General features: G+C 63.3%; 15 protein-coding genes. 9 read left to right on the forward strand and 6 right to left on the reverse strand.

Annotated features, from left to right (window positions below; all coding sequences use genetic code 11):
* Positions 1-13: 13 nt before the first annotated feature.
* The 3 genes from MSTE_RS03350 (at position 14) to purF (ending at position 2,741) form a co-directional block, all read left to right on the forward strand.
* Positions 14-616 carry a hypothetical protein gene (locus MSTE_RS03350; protein WP_096498982.1) on the forward strand — a complete coding sequence of 201 codons (603 nt, stop codon included), beginning with the start codon at positions 14-16 and terminating at the stop codon, positions 614-616.
* 44 nt (positions 617-660) lie between these two features.
* Positions 661-1,047 (forward strand): sterol carrier family protein, encoded by a 387-nt coding sequence (locus tag MSTE_RS03355; protein WP_096498984.1) that lies wholly within the window; start codon positions 661-663, stop codon positions 1,045-1,047.
* A 179-nt stretch (positions 1,048-1,226) separates the two neighbouring features.
* On the forward strand, positions 1,227-2,741 hold the full coding sequence (gene purF, locus MSTE_RS03360; protein ID WP_096498986.1) for an amidophosphoribosyltransferase: 1,515 nt from the start codon (positions 1,227-1,229) through the stop codon (positions 2,739-2,741).
* Here the strand turns inward: purF and MSTE_RS03365 are convergent.
* The 3 genes from MSTE_RS03365 to MSTE_RS03375 form a co-directional block, all read right to left on the reverse strand.
* Positions 2,738-3,265 carry a hypothetical protein gene (locus MSTE_RS03365; RefSeq protein ID WP_096498988.1) on the reverse strand — a complete coding sequence of 176 codons (528 nt, stop codon included), beginning with the start codon at positions 3,263-3,265 and terminating at the stop codon, positions 2,738-2,740. The two genes, purF and MSTE_RS03365, sit on opposite strands and share 4 nt — an antisense overlap.
* Before the next feature lie 74 nt (positions 3,266-3,339).
* Positions 3,340-4,353 carry an AraC family transcriptional regulator gene (locus MSTE_RS03370; protein ID WP_096498990.1) on the reverse strand — a complete coding sequence of 338 codons (1,014 nt, stop codon included), beginning with the start codon at positions 4,351-4,353 and terminating at the stop codon, positions 3,340-3,342.
* Between the two features lie 343 nt (positions 4,354-4,696).
* Positions 4,697-5,668, reverse strand: a complete 972-nt coding sequence (locus tag MSTE_RS03375) for an NAD-dependent epimerase/dehydratase family protein (protein WP_096498992.1) — start codon at positions 5,666-5,668, stop codon at positions 4,697-4,699.
* A 206-nt stretch (positions 5,669-5,874) separates the two neighbouring features.
* Between MSTE_RS03375 and MSTE_RS03380 the strand changes: the two genes are divergently transcribed.
* From MSTE_RS03380 to MSTE_RS03395, 4 genes are read left to right on the forward strand one after another with little or no spacing between them, the layout of a single operon-like run.
* Positions 5,875-7,401, forward strand: a complete 1,527-nt coding sequence (locus tag MSTE_RS03380) for an ABC transporter substrate-binding protein (protein ID WP_162291549.1) — start codon at positions 5,875-5,877, stop codon at positions 7,399-7,401.
* A complete protein-coding gene (locus MSTE_RS03385; protein ID WP_096498996.1) occupies positions 7,398-8,423 on the forward strand; it encodes an ABC transporter permease in 1,026 nt (341 codons plus the stop codon). The genes MSTE_RS03380 and MSTE_RS03385 overlap by 4 nt, the downstream gene beginning before the upstream one ends.
* Complete coding sequence (locus tag MSTE_RS03390; protein ID WP_096498998.1) at positions 8,423-9,364, forward strand: ABC transporter permease; 942 nt, start codon at positions 8,423-8,425, stop codon at positions 9,362-9,364. The genes MSTE_RS03385 and MSTE_RS03390 overlap by 1 nt, the downstream gene beginning before the upstream one ends.
* Positions 9,361-11,004: an ABC transporter ATP-binding protein gene (locus MSTE_RS03395; RefSeq protein ID WP_096498999.1), complete on the forward strand. Its 1,644-nt coding sequence runs from the start codon at positions 9,361-9,363 to the stop codon at positions 11,002-11,004. Before MSTE_RS03390 ends, MSTE_RS03395 begins: the two co-directional genes overlap by 4 nt.
* Here MSTE_RS03395 and MSTE_RS03400 read toward each other — a convergent pair.
* The 3 genes from MSTE_RS03400 to MSTE_RS03410 form a co-directional block, all read right to left on the reverse strand.
* Positions 11,001-12,932: an esterase/lipase family protein gene (locus MSTE_RS03400; RefSeq protein WP_096505383.1), complete on the reverse strand. Its 1,932-nt coding sequence runs from the start codon at positions 12,930-12,932 to the stop codon at positions 11,001-11,003. The two genes, MSTE_RS03395 and MSTE_RS03400, sit on opposite strands and share 4 nt — an antisense overlap.
* A 104-nt stretch (positions 12,933-13,036) precedes the next feature.
* Positions 13,037-14,452 carry an amidase gene (locus MSTE_RS03405; protein WP_096499001.1) on the reverse strand — a complete coding sequence of 472 codons (1,416 nt, stop codon included), beginning with the start codon at positions 14,450-14,452 and terminating at the stop codon, positions 13,037-13,039.
* Positions 14,449-15,009, reverse strand: coding sequence for a TetR/AcrR family transcriptional regulator (locus MSTE_RS03410; protein WP_030094231.1), 561 nt, complete (start codon positions 15,007-15,009; stop codon positions 14,449-14,451). The genes MSTE_RS03405 and MSTE_RS03410 overlap by 4 nt, the downstream gene beginning before the upstream one ends.
* 154 nt (positions 15,010-15,163) lie before the next feature.
* On the opposite strand from MSTE_RS03410, the gene MSTE_RS03415 reads away from it, so the two are divergent.
* Together MSTE_RS03415 and MSTE_RS03420 are read left to right on the forward strand one after the other, a co-directional pair.
* Complete coding sequence (locus tag MSTE_RS03415) at positions 15,164-16,171, forward strand: Rieske 2Fe-2S domain-containing protein (protein WP_096499003.1); 1,008 nt, start codon at positions 15,164-15,166, stop codon at positions 16,169-16,171.
* Positions 16,168-17,241: an NAD(P)H-dependent amine dehydrogenase family protein gene (locus tag MSTE_RS03420; RefSeq protein WP_096499005.1), complete on the forward strand. Its 1,074-nt coding sequence runs from the start codon at positions 16,168-16,170 to the stop codon at positions 17,239-17,241. Before MSTE_RS03415 ends, MSTE_RS03420 begins: the two co-directional genes overlap by 4 nt.
* The last annotated feature ends 33 nt before the right edge of the window (positions 17,242-17,274 follow it).

Genomic DNA, 17,274 nt, shown 5'->3' on the forward strand with positions numbered 1-17,274 from the left:
GAATACTGCACAGATGGTCTCGAACTGGATGAGCAGGGCCGGTGCAGTGCTGGCCGGTATGGCAGTGGCCGTAGGAGTGGCGCTGGCCGCACCAGCAGGCGCCGAGCCCGGAGCGGGCGCGTCGTTACCCGTGTTCGTTCCCTACCCGTCGGACTGGTCACCGAACACCTCGGTGTTCCCGTACAACATGTGGCAGAACCGGGCGAGCGATGAGCAGTTCACGGCGCTACGTGATTCCTGTCAGTGGTTCAACGCGCAGTACGGCACCTTGATGGGGTCGGTGTACGGATTCCAGAACTACCTACGTGATCACCACGACGTCTGGGCGGCCTCGGGTTCGGACACTGTCGGCAACGTGGTGACCGCCAACCTCGACCAGTCCGCGGCGTTCCTGGATCCTCGGGTGCACGCCCTGTACATCACCAACTACCCGGATCAGAGCCAGTACTCGCCGCTCTACAACGGTGACTCGTTCTATCACCTGTGGTTCCAGTTCACTCAGATCAGCGACAAGATCAAGCAGCAGTTGCCATCCGGAGTGATCAACGCCAACATCGCCACGGCCAATGTTTACGGCAACACCATTCGTGACTCGGGAATCTGTGACGGGGCGTAGGTTCCCCGGACGGGCTCCGGCGCTCCACGGATAGGCTGGCGAACATGCCAGCTCGCCCGCCGGACGCTTCCTCGACGCGGGCGGCTGTGCTCGCGGTCGCGGACTGGTTGCGTGACGCGCAGGCGCCCGAGCCGCAACGTGCGGCACTCGCCGACGCCGTCCGATTCACCGCCCGAACTCTCTCAGCCGATGCTCCCGGAGCGTCGGTAGAAGTACGGGTACCGCCCTTCGTTGCGGTGCAATGCATCTCGGGTCCACGTCATACCCGCGGTACTCCGCCCAACGTGGTGGAGACCACCCCGCGTACCTGGCTGCTGTTGGCGACGGGTCTGCTGACGTTGGACAGAGCCATCGTCGATCGCACCGTCACCGTGTCCGGATCACGTGCCGCCGAGATCGCCGACTGGCTGCCATTGGTGCCGCTCGGCTAGCTGGACGTCTTGGGAACTCGTCTCTCTGGGCGCCACGGTAAGGGCTCGCAGTGGCCTCGATCACGTCCGTGACGGTATCGACGGGCACTTTTGCCGGGCGCGGCCTGCCGATTCAGCGTTCAGCTACCTTCACCCGTAGACTGATGTGGTCACCCACCCCCCACCAGGGAGCAGCCATAGTGACCGCACAGCCGATTGAGTTGGAAAACGACCCTCGTGAAGAATGCGGCGTATTCGGGGTCTGGGCACCCGGCGAAGAAGTAGCAAAACTCACCTATTACGGCCTGTACGCGCTGCAGCACCGCGGCCAGGAGGCCGCCGGTATCGCTGTCGCCGATGGCTCTCAGGTGGTTGTGTTCAAGGATCTCGGGCTGGTCAGTCAGGTGTTCGACGAGCAGACACTCGCCGCCATGCTTGGACATGTGGCGATCGGGCACTGCCGTTACTCCACCACCGGCTCGGTGACCTGGGAGAACGCTCAACCCGTGTTCCGGACGACTGCTGCGGGCACCGGGGTGGCGTTGGGACACAACGGCAACCTGGTCAATACCGCCGAGCTCACCGAACGGGCACGCGACGCGGGGCTTATCAACCCGAAGACTCCGGGTATGGCCACGACCGACTCGGACATCATGGGCGCACTGCTGGCGCACGGCGCCGCCGATACCACCATCGAGCAAGCAGCGATGTCGCTGCTGCCCACCGTCCGCGGCGCGTTCTGCCTGGTATTCATGGATGAGAACACGCTGTACGCGGCGCGCGACCCGCACGGGGTCAGGCCACTGTGCCTGGGCCGCCTCGACACCGGGTGGGTGGTCGCCTCGGAGACCGCAGCCCTGGACATCGTGGGCGCCTCCTTTGTGCGGGATATCGAGCCCGGCGAGCTGCTTGCCATTGACGCCGACGGCGTCCGCTCCAGCCGATTCGCCAACGCGACACCCAAGACCTGTGTCTTCGAGTACGTGTACCTGGCCAGGCCCGACAGCATGCTGGACGGGCGCTCCGTGCACTCGACCCGCGTCGAGATCGGGCGTCGGCTTGCCGCCGAACACTCCGTAGATGCCGACTTGGTGATCGGTGTTCCCGAGTCCGGGATTCCGGCGGCCGTCGGGTATGCGCAAGGCTCGGGCATCCCGTATGGGCAGGGATTGATGAAGAACGCCTACGTGGGCCGCACCTTCATCCAGCCGTCGCAGACCATCCGCCAGCTCGGTATCCGCTTGAAGCTCAATCCTCTTCGCGAGGTCATCCGAGGCAAGCGGCTTGTGGTGGTAGACGATTCGATCGTTCGTGGCAACACCCAACGGGCGTTGGTGCGGATGTTGCGCGAGGCCGGGGCGGCCGAGGTGCACGTGCGCATTGCGTCGCCGCCGGTGCGCTGGCCCTGCTTCTATGGCATCGACTTCGCTTCTCCCGCAGAACTCATCGCCAACGCGGTGGAGTCGGACGACGAGATGTTCGATGGTGTTCGCACCGCGATCGGTGCCGATAGCCTTGGATACATCTCGGCCGAAGGAATGGTCGCGGCGACCCAGGAACCCCGGTCGCGGTTGTGCTGTGCATGTTTCGACGGTCACTACCCGATCGAGCTCCCGAAGGAAACGGCGCTCGGCAAGAATGTGGTCGAAAACATGCTCGCCGCGACCGCGCGGGAGACATCAAACGACAGTGCGGATTCCGTTCAAGCGCACTAAGTCTGACGTCCCCGCGGCGGGTACTCTTCGACAACGGTGACGTCGCGAAGCACTTCCGAGCTCGCCTTGATGAGCTCAACCTGAGTGTCGATCATGCTGTCGAGTGCTGTCATGAACGAATGCTGAAGGTCGCCGGTCAGGATTACCTCGTCGATCAGGACGAACAATTCCGCCACCACTGAAGGTGTCTGCTCGTAGACGTTGAGCACGACGGTGGCGGTTGCCCCCTGCAGCCCCTGTGACACCACCTGATAACGGCCCCGACGGGCGGCGAGAAGTTGTGTCGTGTGGGTGATTTCGACGATCACCCATTCGATGGGTGTCATGAGACCGGCGATTCCGGTCTGTGTGGTGAATTCGTCGCCGACGGTGAGATCACTCAGCCGGCGAGCCCCATCGGTGAAGGCGAACGGCGCGTGATTGCCGGGTTCGATATCGCTGGAGGACGGTAGCTCGAAGCCGGCCACCGAAGAGATTTCCTCAAGACTGCGGGAGAACTCGAAACGCCGTTCAGCAGATAGCAAACTCTCCCCCTCGGATCGCGTTGGCCCGAGGTTACGGGATGGAAGGGGAGCGTGCGATGACCGAATTGGGCGAATTACTTGACCGAACGCGCACCGTCTCGGTACTGGGCCGGTGACGCACCGGTCCAACGCCGAAAGGCGCGGGTGAAGGCACTCAACTCCGAAAAGCCAAGGCGGATCGACAGATCGCTGAGAGACTCCGCTCCGCCGTCCAGGCTCCTGATGGCCTCTGCGCGGAGGGTGGCATCCCTGACCTCTCGCACCGAGGTGCCGAACTCGCTTCGAAGTGAACGCTGCAGTGCCGAGGGTGTCATATTCAGCGCTGTCGCGATATCGCTGACGGTTGGAATACCTTGTCCAACAGTTGATCTGACAATCCGTTCGACACGCTCTGGTAGTTCCTGTCGATAACCGCGGGCGTCGAACCAGATCTGCTCCGGGTGCTCGAGTAGCGAGGTGATCTCCTCCTCGGTGCGCAGAATCGGAACATCGAGAAGCTTGGCGTCCAGAATCATTGCGGCCGAACTACTACCGAACTCGATCGGCGCCCGGAGTAAGTTGCTGCGATCGGATCGTCCGTCGGGGCGGGCTTGAGGAAGGCAGACGCGTTCCAGATGTATCGACCGCATGGTCACCCAGCTCCAGAGCAGGACCACGATGGCCAGAGTCCATTCCGTCACCGTGGCATCGGGCAGACTGAGCGTCGATACCTCTAACGTCACGGTCGCGAGGTCGGCGGATCTGGTCACTGCCAAGCTAGGCACCAGCGGCATGGCATCCCGAAAGGCCGCCCAGCGGGCGAAAGCCGCCCCTGCTGTTTCCGATGTCGCGAGGCTGAACATCAGAACCCCGAGCGTCTCGGGTGGGACCGGCACGGGACTGCTGCCAAACGATAGGTCGCCCGTGCGGGCGAGGATGTCACGTACCAGGGTACGAAACTGCGCAGGGCTCACCTCGGCGGGCTCGCCGTCGAGGAATCGTGGCGAAATCTGGACATTCGTCAGCATTTTGGCTGCGTTCAGGCCTTGGCGCTGTGCCAATTCCGCCGCCAGGGTGCCCCAACGCGGCGGGATCGACAGCTGGTCCACGTCACCTCCTGATTGAATATCCGAGAGGTGATCTTGGTATAGATTGTTGCCAGTTTCAACTACCCTGACACTGCGACACGCCAATTACACGCGCGCGCAGGGCCTCTGCCACCTTGGTCAATATGGGCTAATAGTTCGATCCGTTCCCTGACACGGAGGTCGTCGCGATTTCCCTTCCTGTATCCGTGATTTCGACACGGGTGGTCAAGCCTGGCTCACCCATGTGCGCCGTTGACCTGGTCTCACTGGACACGTCAGGGAATTCGTCTAGGACCTCACACGGGAACCTGGCAACGCCCCGATCGATGTGTTGGTGCCCAATGCGGGGGCTCGCGCGCTGGGGCTAGAGCCGGCCTGAACTGACGAAGAAGTCCACCAGCTCGGTCACCGTTGTCGCCGTGGATCGTGGGTCATAGCCCAGCTCTGTCCGGGCCTTGGTGATATCGACGGCGGGCGACACGGTCAGTTTGTTGAACGCGGCGCGGCTCAGTGCATCGTTCTTCAGCAGCTTGCCGATCGGCTCGATCACCGGGATAGCAGCGTTGAGAAGTCCCATGGGCAGCGCGAACAACGGGCCGCGCTTGCCGACGTGCTGAGCAGCCAGACGGCACACCTGTAACAGGCTGCCCATGTAGCCGCCGAGTAGGTAGTTCTCACCGGTGCGGCCCTTCTCTCCGGCCAGGTACAGGCCTGCCGCGACATCGCGGGCATCGACCAGGTCGTACTGGCTGTTCACCATGCCGGGCAGTCGGCCGCGCGCACTGTTGAACAGCAGCTGGTTGATGCGCGACAGGTTGGGCAGGTCCACCGGACCGTAAACCCCGGTGGGGTTGCCGATGACGGCATCGAGCCCGGACTCGATGACCTCACGCACAGCTACTTCGCCACCCCATTTGGAGCGCTGGTAGACGGGCAGGTCGGCACCCGTCGAGCGCGGCGACTCCTCGTCGATGGTGGCCACACTGTTGGAGTACGAGTCGATGGAGCTGCAGTGCACCATCCTGCGGGCTCCGACGGTGAGGGCGGCCTGCGCGACGGTGCGCGCGCCTTCGGTGTTGATGCGCCAGCACAGCTCGTCTTCGTGCTTGAGGGTGATGACGGCCACCAGGTGGTAGACCACCTCGACGCCTTCGAGGGCCTTGGTCATCGACGTCAGGTCGAGCACATCGCCGGATACCCAGGTCACGGCCCCGCGAGTCTCCGGTGAGCTGGGCACTACGCGGTCGATGGCGACCACGTCATGGCCATTCTCCACGAGGAGACTGACTAGGTTGGTACCAATGAAGCCGGCGGCTCCGGTGACGGCAGTCTTCATTTCTGTCCCTCGGGTGGCTTGGGTGTGGTGACCGCCGGGCGCTGACGCGGACGGCGGGATCGCAACCAACCTACCTAACGCTCGCTTGGTCGGCCTTGTGACATCTATTGCACCGCACCTCAGCGGGTTGGGGCAAGTGTTGCCATACTCGTCGGATGCGCAAACTGGCCGTGGCCGCATCCGTGCTGCTCGTTGCCGGGTGTGGAGTGGGTAGGCCACCGGGAGCTGTCGACGGTGAATACCTCACGGTGGGTACCACCGACCGCGTTTCCACCCTGGACCCGGCGGGGGCCTATGACAACGGCTCGTTTCAGGTCGAGAACCAGGTCTACCCATTTTTGATGAACTTCACCCCCGGGACCGGCGACCTCAAACCCGACTTGGCGGCATCGTGCGGCTTCAAGAACCCCACGGTGTACAGCTGCACGCTCAAGCCCGGCTCCGTGTTCGCCAACGGGCACAAGCTGACGTCCTCGGATGTGAAGTACTCGTATGACCGCGAGCGCGTGATCGACGATCCCAACGGGCCGCAGTCGCTGCTGGCCAACCTCGATCGTATTGAGACACCCGATGACCTGACCGTCGACTTCCGCCTCAAACTCCCTAACGACCAGACGTTTCCTCAGGTGCTGGCCACCAATGCCGGACCCATCATCGATGAAGAGGTCTTTCCGCCGGACCGGCTGCTCGACGACGACGCCATCGCACGCGCCGAGCCGTTCGCGGGTCCCTACACCATCACCTCGCACAGCAAGAACCAGCTGATAGGGCTGCGGGCCAATCCCACATACATTGGCGGACTGGGTAAGCCGCAATGGGAGCTGGTCGGTATCAAGTACTACACCGGTGGCGAGAACCTGAAGATCGACATCGAGAACCGCGCCATCGACATCGCCTACCGGAGCCTGTCGCCCAACGACATCGAGACACTGCGGGTCAATCCCCGGCTTGCCGTACACGAGGGGCCCGGCGGTGAGCTCAGATACATCGTCTTCAATCTCAAGACCATGCCGGGCGGCACGGATGCCCAGAAGCTCGCCGTCCGCAAGGCAGTTTCCTCGTTGGTTGACCGTGAAGCACTGTCCCGCAACGTGTACAAGGGCATCTACACCCCGGCCTATTCGGTGGTACCGGACTCGATGACGGGTGCCACCGAATCATTCAAGACGCTATATGGGGCCAAGCCCAACGTCGAGTTGGCTCGAAAATTCTTGTCCGATGCCAAGATTCCAGTCCCGGTGCTGATTAATCTGCAGTACAACCCGGATCATTACGGGAGTAACTCATCGGAGGAGTACGCGGCGGTCAAGGGGCAACTCGAGTCGTCCGGCCTTTTCCGGGTGGACTTGCAGTCCACGGAATGGGTCGCCTACCAGGAGAGGCGGTCATCGGACTCGTATCCCGTGTATCAGTTCGGTTGGTTCCCCGATTTCCCCGATCCTGACAACTATCTGACGCCATTCTTCATGCCGGACAACATGGTCGTGAACCACTTCGAGAACGACACCATCACGCGGCTCATCACCGCCGAGGCCACCGAACCCGACCGGGCCAAGCGCATGAGCATCATCGGGCAGATCCAGGACCTGATGGCGCGGGACCACATTTCGACGCTGCCGCTGCTCACCGGAAAACAGATTGCGGTGTCGGTGAAGAATGTCGACGGGATCAAGCTCGGTCCCTCGTTCAAATTCCAGTTCACCCCGCTGAAGAAGACGGGCAGCGCCGCATGAGCACCACGCTGCTGCGCTATCTCGGGGTACGTCTGGCACTGATCATTCCGACGGCATGGATCCTGATGACGCTGGTGTTCGTGCTCATGCGCGGTATCGGCGATCCCATCACCGCACAGGCCGGTGGGCGGCTCACACCCGCTGAGATCGCCAAACGCAAGGCCGACGCAGGGTTCGACAGGCCCATCTGGACCCAGTATTGGGAGTACCTCAGCGGCGTGCTGCGCGGAGACTTCGGGCGCACGTTGACCGACAAGCGATCGATCACAGACATCATCGTGGTCAACGGTGCTGCTACCCTGGAGCTTGCCACCGGTGCGATCATCTTGGCCCTGCTGGTAGGTATTCCCTTGGGGCGACTGGCGGCAACGCATCGTGACAGGATCGCCGACGTGTCGTTGCGGCTGGCGGCGGTGTTCTTCTACGCGGCCCCGGTGTTCTTCGTCGCGATCCTGCTCAAGCTCTTCTTCTCGGTGAAACTGGGATGGTTGCCGGCCTCGGGGCGCAGCACCGTGGGAACCGAGATCGCGCTGGATGCCATGCCGCACCGCACCCACCTGTTGCTGGTGGACACCGTGTTGTACGGCAACAGCGGATATTTCGTGGATGCGCTCAAGCATCTGGTGCTACCGGTGCTGGCGCTCGGGCTGCTGACCGCCGGGGTGTTCCTGCGGTTGGTGCGCGTCAATCTCTTGCAGACGTTGCGTGCGGGGTATGTGGACGCCGCCCGTGCCCGTGGGCTTTCGGAGCGAGTCGTCGTGGGGCGGCACGCCTTCCGGAACTCATTGGTACCGGTGGTCACGGTGATGGGCATGCAGATTGCCATGCTGCTCGCCGGTGCCGTGCTCACCGAAACGGCCTTCGAGTGGAATGGATTGGGCTCACAACTGGTGCACTATCTTTCGGCGCGTGACTTCGTCGCAGTGCAGGGCATCGTCACCGTGATCGCGATCATCGTCGCGGTGATGAGTTTTGTCATCGATGTGGTGGTCGCCTTTATCGATCCGAGGGTGAGGTTCTGATGACGGCATCGGTCAGGGCGCCTCTGGGGGACCGGCTGCGTGGCCTGCCGGGCGTGGGTGTGCTGCGTTCCACGCATGGCCTGCAGCGGTTCACACTGGTGGCCGGTCTGGTCCTGGTCGCGGGATTTATTCTCGTTGCGATACTGGCGCCCCTGTTGGCGCCGTACGGATTCGCCCAGACCAGTGCGGACGGCGTCGATTTTGTGCGTCAGCAGGCACCGTCCTGGCAGCACTGGTTCGGAACCTCGGTGCGCGGGGAAGATGTGTTCTCGCGGGTGTTGTTTGGTGCCCGCACCGCGCTGCTGGTCATAGTGACCTCGCTGGTGGTGTCCCTGCCGGTGGGGGTGGCGCTGGGTCTGACCTCCGGGTACCTGGGCGGCTGGCTGGACCGGGTGCTGGTGCTGGTGATGGATGCGCTGTATGCCATGCCCTCACTGCTGCTGGCCATCGTGGTGTCGATAGCGGTCACTGGAGGTCAATCCAGTACCGGCGGAGGCATTCTCGCCGCAGCCATTGCCATCATGGCCGTCTTCGTGCCGCAGTACTTCCGGGTGGTGCGCAATGCCACCGTCGGCGTCAAACAAGAGCCGTTCGTGGACGCCGCACGGGTCACCGGTGCCAGTACCCCACGAATCCTGTTCCGGCACATCCTGTCCAATGTCACCTCGTCGCTACCGGTGATCATCACGCTCAACGGTGCGGAGGCCATCCTGACGCTGGCAGGACTGGGGTTCCTCGGCTTCGGCATCGAACCCACCCAAGCCGCCGAATGGGGCTATGACCTGAACAAAGCGCTATCGGATGTGGCGAACGGCATTTGGTGGACGGGAGTCTTTCCCGGTACCGCCATTGTGTTGGTGGTGCTCGGGATGACGCTGGTGGGCGAGAGTCTCAACGAGATCATCAACCCGCTCCTGCGGACCAGGCGGGGGGAAGCATGAGCGATAAGGAACCGTTGGCCGCTCTGTCGTTCCGGTCGCTGTCGGTGACCTTCAGCACCGACAGTGGCTCCGTCGCTGCCGTCGAAGATGTGTCATTCGACGTCAGGCCGGGAGAGGTGCTGGCGGTCGTCGGTGAGTCGGGTTCGGGTAAGTCGGTGTCCTCGCGCACCGCCATCCGGCTGCTCCCCGAGACCGCACGCATTACCGGTTCAGTCCTACTCGACGGCCGCGACGTGACCACGTTGTCGGCTCGCGAGCTGACAGCCATGCGCGGCAAGGACATCGCCATGGTTTTCCAGGAGCCCGGTGCGGCACTGGATCCACTGTTCACCATCGGATATCAAGTGAGTGAGGCGGTCCGCGCGCATTCGGATATGACACGCGCACAGACCCGCGCACGTGTCATCGAACTACTCAAGCTTGTGCAGCTGCCCGATCCGGAGCGTCGTTACGACTGCTATCCGCATCAGCTCTCCGGTGGCCAGAAACAGCGTGTGGTCATCGCGATCGCCATCGCGTGCGACCCCACGGTCATCATCGCCGATGAGCCGACCACCGCCCTGGACGTTACGGTGCAGGCCGAAATCCTGGAACTCCTCAGGGATCTGCGTGACAGGATCGGCAGTGCGATCGTGCTCATCACCCACAACATGGGTGTGGTGGCCGATATCGCCGACCGGGTCGTCGTCATGAAGCAGGGGAAGGTCGTTGAAATAGCGCCGGTGGAACAGCTTTTCGCCGAGCCTGCCGAACCGTACACCCGGGCCCTGCTGGCGGCGGTCCCACACCTGGGACAGGGAGACCCCGAACATGCTCCCACCCGGGCTGGGGAACCGACCGAGCCCGTCCTGGAGGTGTCCCGCCTGGTCGTGGAATTCCCGGGCCTACTGGGTCGCTCGTCCTTCCGTGCGGTCGACGATGTGAGCTTCGGTATTGGTCGTGGGAAGACCCTCGGGCTGGTGGGGGAGTCGGGCTCCGGAAAGTCGACCATCGGGCGATGCGTGGCTGCGCTGCAGCAGCCTGCCTCGGGTTCGGTGCGGATGCTCGGGCAGGAGCTTGTGGGCATGAGCCAACGCAAGCTGCGTCCGCTGCGTGCCAAGTTCGGGTTCGTCTTTCAGGACCCCGCAACCTCGCTGAATCCGAAAATGCTTGTGGGTGACTGTATTGCCGAGCCCATGCGGGTGCACCGATATGGCGATCAGCGCAAGATTCTTGCCCGCGTGGCTGAGTTGATCGACGCCGTGCAGCTTCCGGCCGGCACAGAGAATCGTTATCCCCATGAGCTGTCCGGGGGACAACGCCAGCGTGCCAACCTGGCCAGGGCGCTTGCGCTGGGACCCGACCTGTTGGTCGCCGACGAGCCCACCAGTGCGCTTGACGTGTCGGTACAGGCAGCCGTCCTGGACCTGTTCGAGGAGCTACAGCGTCAGTGGCAGTTCGCCTGTCTGTTCATCAGTCACGACCTGGCGGTGGTGGATCGACTGGCCGACGAGGTCGCGGTGCTGCGCCATGGTGTCCTGGAGGAGTTGGGTCCGCGCCGCGAGATTCTGCATAACCCATCCACCGACTACACCCGCACATTGGTTGCCGCTGTGCCGGTTCCGGATCCCGTAGAACAGCGGCGGCGGCGCAGCCGCTAGGAGTCGCCTGCGGAGTGTTCGTGAGACGGCCCATCGGCGGACTTCTTGTGGTCTCCGGAATCCGGGCTGGAGCCCGCACCCGAATGTCCCGGCTTGCTGTCGCCGGTACCCGCTGCCGATCTAGGGCCTGATCCCGACGTGCCTGTGGTCGCCTTCGGCGCGGAGGACTGTTGCCCGCCAAGGCTGCTCGATGATCCGGTGCGTGCGGATGTGCCGTTGGTGGCGTGCGCCCCGGTTCCGGCGCCCGCGGTCGCCGTGCCGCTCTTCTCGCTATCCGTCGGTGACTTCGGCGTCTTCGAGGGCTTCGTGGACGGCGAATCGGTTGCGGTGCCGCCTGTCTGGTGGTCTGCGGGTTTACCGCCCCTCGTTGTCCCGCTGTGCTCGGCTACCCCATTGGCACCGATGCCGATTTTCGGCGTGATTCCCGTGGGCTCGGCTGCCGAGGACTTCTGGTCGGCCTTGGCAGGGTGATCCGCCGGTGGGGAGCTCGTGGTACCCGATGACTGTTCGGCCGGGCTTTTGGCGACCGTCACACCGTGTGTATCGCTGATGGAGACCGATTGGCCGTTGCGCGTCAGCGTGACATCGCGCCCGGCCACCTCAAGGGTCGCTCCCGAGGGCGTGGTGACCGAGGTGCCGGTAGCAGACTTGCCGGCCGATTCACGAGATTGCTTGGCAGTGTTCTGCTTTGCAGATCCGGATGGCTCGTCGATGGTCGCGACGACCTTGCTGCCTTCGGACACGGTTGTCGTGCCGCCGTCGCGGGTGAGAGTGGTACCCGGATTGGCCTTGATCTGATCGGCGGTGCGCGGTGCGGACTGGCTGGACTTGAGGTAATTGGTCACAGCCGAGATGACGTCCCCGGTGTTCAGGCCGTGGTCTACCACCCCGTCTCGCGGCACGCCGGGCAACGAATGCACTTCCATGTTGACTGCGGTGGAACCCGGTGCTGCTGTGATGAATTGAGCTCGGTACGGAGTGGCCACCACGTCGTCCTTGGTGCTCACCACCAGGTAGTCGACACCAGGTTTGGTGTCGGGAAGCTTGTCGAGCTTCTCGAGAAAGCGGCTGCCTACGGTTTGTTGCGATAACGATGGCCACGCCAGTGCGCCGGCGGCCGTGTAGATCACGTCTTTGACGGGCTTCCAGCCGTTGATGTTGACGGAATTGCCGACGGGGCCGATGAAGTCGGCGAGTCCGCTGAAGGTGGTGCCGTGGGTCGACGGCGCCAGCTGAACGACATTGGCGACTCTGTCAGATTTGTCCTGTGCCACGAAATTCTTGATCAGCAGGCCGCCCTGTGAGTGGCCCACCAGGTCTACCTTGCCCGCGCCGGTTCGGTCCAAGACCGTCGCCACTTCATCGGCAAGCTGTTGGGTGGACACCTCGACGTCACCGAATCCGCGCAGCCCGATCTTTTGTCCGATCGACCCGACGAGACCCTGGAATCCCTTCTGTCCGTATTCGAAGGTGAATGCCTTCATCCCGGCATCGTGCAGGCTCGTCGTCATCGCGTCCCAGTACTTTTGATTCTCGGCGGTCCCGTGTACCAGGACGACCGGGATGCTCCCGGGTGTGGGATTGCCGGCTTCGGAAGGGGGCGTGAGAGATTCGGACGTGATGATCGCGTCGAGTCCTCGGCCGTTCTCGCCCGGGTTCAGTGAGACGGTGGCGCGCCGGGTGATCGTCAAGGCTTCCAGAGGTGTCGAGCTGGAGGTCAGGGAAATGAAGCCCGATTCCACTGTCAGCGTTACGGGACCGGACACAGCCCGGTCTGGCCTCGACCGCAGGGCAGCGGGTGCCCCGTCAGTGACAACCAATGATGCGACCAGGGACATCGCCAACAGGACGCGCAGCCTGCCTGTACGCGGGTGATGTGAAGATAGATTCCGGAGGTCACTGCTCGCGCGGTGCGACGCCGTCGGCATGAACACGACGGTATGTGTTCAACCGGCAGATCGCATGTCGAGAGCGCCAATTTTGTTGCAACACTGGCAGTTTGTGACTGGCGTCACGGTAGATGTCCGGGTGGTTAGCCCAGAAGTGAGAAGGGCCGCGCCTCCTCGATCTCCAATGCCAACTCGAGCAGCGTGCGCTCACTGCCGCGACAGCCACTGAACATGACGCCTATGGGCAGGCCGTCGGGATCCTGGCCGAGTGGGAGCGATATCGCCGGAGCACCGGATGCGTTGTGTACCGGAGTGAATCCCACATAGGAGCTCAGCTTGTCCAGCAACACCTCGGGATCCTGGTCGGGGGTGAGGTACCCGATCCGCGGCGTGGTGTGGGTCAGCACCGGAGTGAGCACCGCGTCGATGCCGGTGGTAAATCCTCGCTCGTATACCCGGGCCGATGCGGCCAGCCGGGCCAAGAACAGCGGCGTGCGATACGACCGCCTGACAAACCTGCGGCTGAGCCCGATCGTGAGCGGATCCAGCCGGGAGGCGTCGAACCCGTCGAACAGCCGGGGGCCGCCCTTGGCGACCGCGAACGCCAAGAAGGACCAGTAATCCTCGAAGTCGATCTTGAATGAGGGCAGCACCGCCGGCTCGTACGGCTCGACGGTGTGGCCAAGGGATTCAAGTAATTCCGCGGTGGAGTTCACCGCTTGCCGGGTCGCGGTGTCCGTGGCCGGGGTGAACGGAGAATCCATGCACAGCCCGATGCGCAGCCGCCGCTGCACCGGGTGATCCACGCGGCCGATCGGCGCCAGCTTCGGGTTGCGATAGTGCAGCTCGGCCGCTTCGAAGAACCGTGCGCAGTCGCGGACGCTACGCACCAGGACCCCGTCGGCGACAATCTTCACGGGTGCCGAGCTGCTCGACGGATCGCCCAAAAGCCTTCCGCGACTGGGTTTGAGGCCTACCAGGCCGCAGGCCGCCGCCGGGATCCGGATGGAACCGCCGCCGTCGTTACCGTGGGCGATAGGCACCACACCCGCGGCCACCAGTGCTGCCGAGCCGCCCGAGGATCCTCCGGCCGAGAAGTCGGTGTGCCATGGGTTGCGGGTGACCGAGCCGCCCGAACGTTCCGTACTGGCTGACCAGCCGTACTCGGGCATGGTTGTCGATGCGATGGGGACTACCCCGGTGCTGAGGAACTGCTGGGTGAACGGTCCGTCTTCGGTCTGCAATATCGGTGTAATCGCCGCGGAGCCTTCGGTCAGCGGCATGCCCGCGACATGGATGTTGCATTTCGTCGCGGTGGGTACGCCCCGAAAGGCGGCGAAGTCTCCGGCGGCATCCTCGATCTGTTGTGCGCGTTCCCGCGCCCGCGGAAAATCCTTGAACTCCACCGCATTGAGCGCAGGGTTGACCCGCTCCAGACGCACGATGGCGGCGTCAGCACACTCTGCGGCGGTGACTTCGCCCGAGGCGATCCGCTCCGCGACCCCGGTGGCATCCAGGTCGCCGAGGGCGTCCTCGGTGAATGCGTGCACGCGTGTCATGCGTGACCTCCTAAGTAGGCGACGATCGCGTTGGTCAGCCCTCGGCGGGCCTCCTCCAGATCCGAATAGGTTCCCAGCTGCTTTTCCGACACAAGTCCACGCATGGCACCGGGAATGAAGGCTGCCACCTCGCGCACCCGGACGGGATCCACATCCAAGCCGTCGAACGCCAGTTGGCACGCTCGCGCCCAACGATGCTTCCATGAGGCCAGCTCGGCGGCGGTATGGGGGTATAGCCGTTCCAACTCGGCGGATTCGTGGGGCAGTGCTCGACGCAGGTTCTCGATGGCCCGGGAGTCAGGGGACGTCAACCCTCGATAGAGGGTTTCGACGATCTTGCTGACCCGGCGATCCAGCGGGCCTTCCGGATCGGATCGCCAGGGCTGGTCGCCGCGGCGCTCGGCGGTGCGCTGCAATACCGCAGCCCACAGGCCGTCGATATCGCCGAACTGATACTTCACCGCGCCCCAGGTCGCGCCACACTCCTTGGCGATTCTGTTCGCCGACACGGCCGTGGGGTCACCCGATGCCAGCACCCGCAGCGCGGCATCGAGCATGCTCTCCCGGGTCGCCAGGCCGCGACGATTGGCGCGCCGCCCCGTGGCCACCCCTTCGCTCATCTCAGTGATGCTAGCCGTCGAAGAATTTTTCATAGAAGTCTCTGTGAAAAATGCGCCGAGTGGATTACTGTCGCCGCGTAGGGAGGTTCCGATGCCGAAGCCGCCGTTGTCGATGAAGCCCACGGGATGGTTCCAGGTCGCGTGGGCGGCGGAGATCGCCGTCGGTGCTGTGCACCGGATGACCTACTTTGGGCGCGAGATGGTGGCCTGGCGCGCGCACTCGGGTGAGCTCGCCGTCATGGATGCCTACTGCGAGCACCTGGGTGCGCACCTCGGGCACGGCGGACATGTCGAAGGTGATCGCATCGTCTGTCCCTTTCACGGCTGGGAATGGAACCGCGATGGCAAGAACGTGTGCATTCCCTACGAAAAGCGACCGAATCCGTTGCGGCGCATGAGAAGTTACCCGGTCGTGGAACGCAACGAGGCCGTGTACATCTGGCATGACGTCGATGGTCTCGACCCGTATTTCGACGTCCCGGACGTCTTCACCGGATTCGATGACGGCAGCAGCGCCCAGGACTACTACCCGGGATATCCGCACAGCACCCTGTATCGCGAACGCCTACAACTGCATCCGCAGTACGTCCTCGAAAACGGAGTCGACTTCGCGCATTTCAAATACGTGCACAAAACTCCGTTCATCCCGAAGTTCACCCGGCAGGAGTTCGAGCGGCCCGTGTCCTACGTCGACTTCACCATCGCCTTCGACGAGGTGCCGGGCATGTCTGCCGAAGACATGAGAAGTGGTGTGCGGGCCATCAACGGCGGCCTTGGTGTCGCCGTCACCAAGAGCTGGGGGATGATCGACAACCGCACCGTCTCGGCGGTGACTCCCGTGGACGACGAGACCTGTGACGTCAGATTCACCGTCTTCATCGGAAGGCCGCCCAAGGGCGACTCCGACGGCGCCACCGAACCCCCGCAGAACGCAAAGGCCTTTGCGCAGGCCATCATCGACCAGTTTCTCGCCGATGTACACATCTGGTCGCACCAGCGGTACTCGGACCCACCCGCGCTGGTGCGGGCCGAATATGAAGGCTTCATCGCCTTACGGAAATGGGCGACCCAGTTCTATCCGGAAGAAGTCCGAACATGAGTGGAATCAGGGTCTTTCAGGTGGCGACTGGAAACGTCGGCACCGAGATGATCAAACGCATCGCCCAGCATCCCGACCTCGAGCTGGCCGGATTGCATTGCTACTCAAGAGAAAAGGTTGGCCGGGATGCCGGCGAGCTCGCGGGTTTGAAACCCAATGGTGTCATCGCTACAGGCACCGTCGAGGAGATCATCGCCGCCAAACCCGATGTGCTGACCTTCCACGGTGTGTTCCCCGACGAGGATCTCTATGTGAAGGTGCTCGAAGCGGGCATCGACATCGTCACCACTGCCGACTGGATCACCGGACACCACCGAGACCAGAACCACCCGCATCCGTCGGGGCGGCCGACAACCGAGGTCTTACAAGAAGCGTGCGAGCGCGGCGGAGCCACCTTCTATGGCACCGGGATGAATCCGGGTCTGACACAGATCCTGGGCGTCATCCACTCCTGTGATGTCGCAGAGATCGAAAACGTGACGGTCATCGAATCGGTGGATGTTTCCTGTCATCACTCGGTGGACTCCTGGGAGATGGTCGGATACGGGCGCCCCATCGAAGACCCGGAGATTCCGGCACTCCTGGAGAAGGGCACCCGTGTCTTCGCCGACGGCGTGTACCTGATGGCCGACTGTTTTGGCCTCGAGCTCGACGACGTCACGTTTTCCTATGAGCTGGGCGCGTGTACCGAAGACGTAGACCTCGGCTGGTACCGACTGCCCAAGGGCTCCCTGGGTGCCAATTACCTGAAGTATCAAGGGATTGTCGGCGGCATACCCAAGGTAGAGGTGCATGTCGAATGGCAGATGACCCCCAAGACGCAGCCGCATTGGAACGTCAAGGGCTGCTACATCACAAAGATCCAGGGTGACCCCTGCGTGTACAGCAAACACATGGTCATTCCCAGGGCTGGCACCGACTTCTCCGACCCGGCTGCCTTCGCGTCTGTCGGGATGACCGTCACGGGGCTGCCCGCGCTCAACGCCATCCGGAGCGTCATCGATGCCCCGCCCGGCATCCTCACCTCGGCCGACCTGCCACTGCGTGGATTCGCGGGACGGTTCAAGTAGGGCTGTGCGGACACCGCTGCCAGCCGGGACGGG

The sequence above is a fragment of the [Mycobacterium] stephanolepidis genome, assembly GCF_002356335.1.
Classification (GTDB): Bacteria; Actinomycetota; Actinomycetes; order Mycobacteriales; family Mycobacteriaceae; genus Mycobacterium; species Mycobacterium stephanolepidis.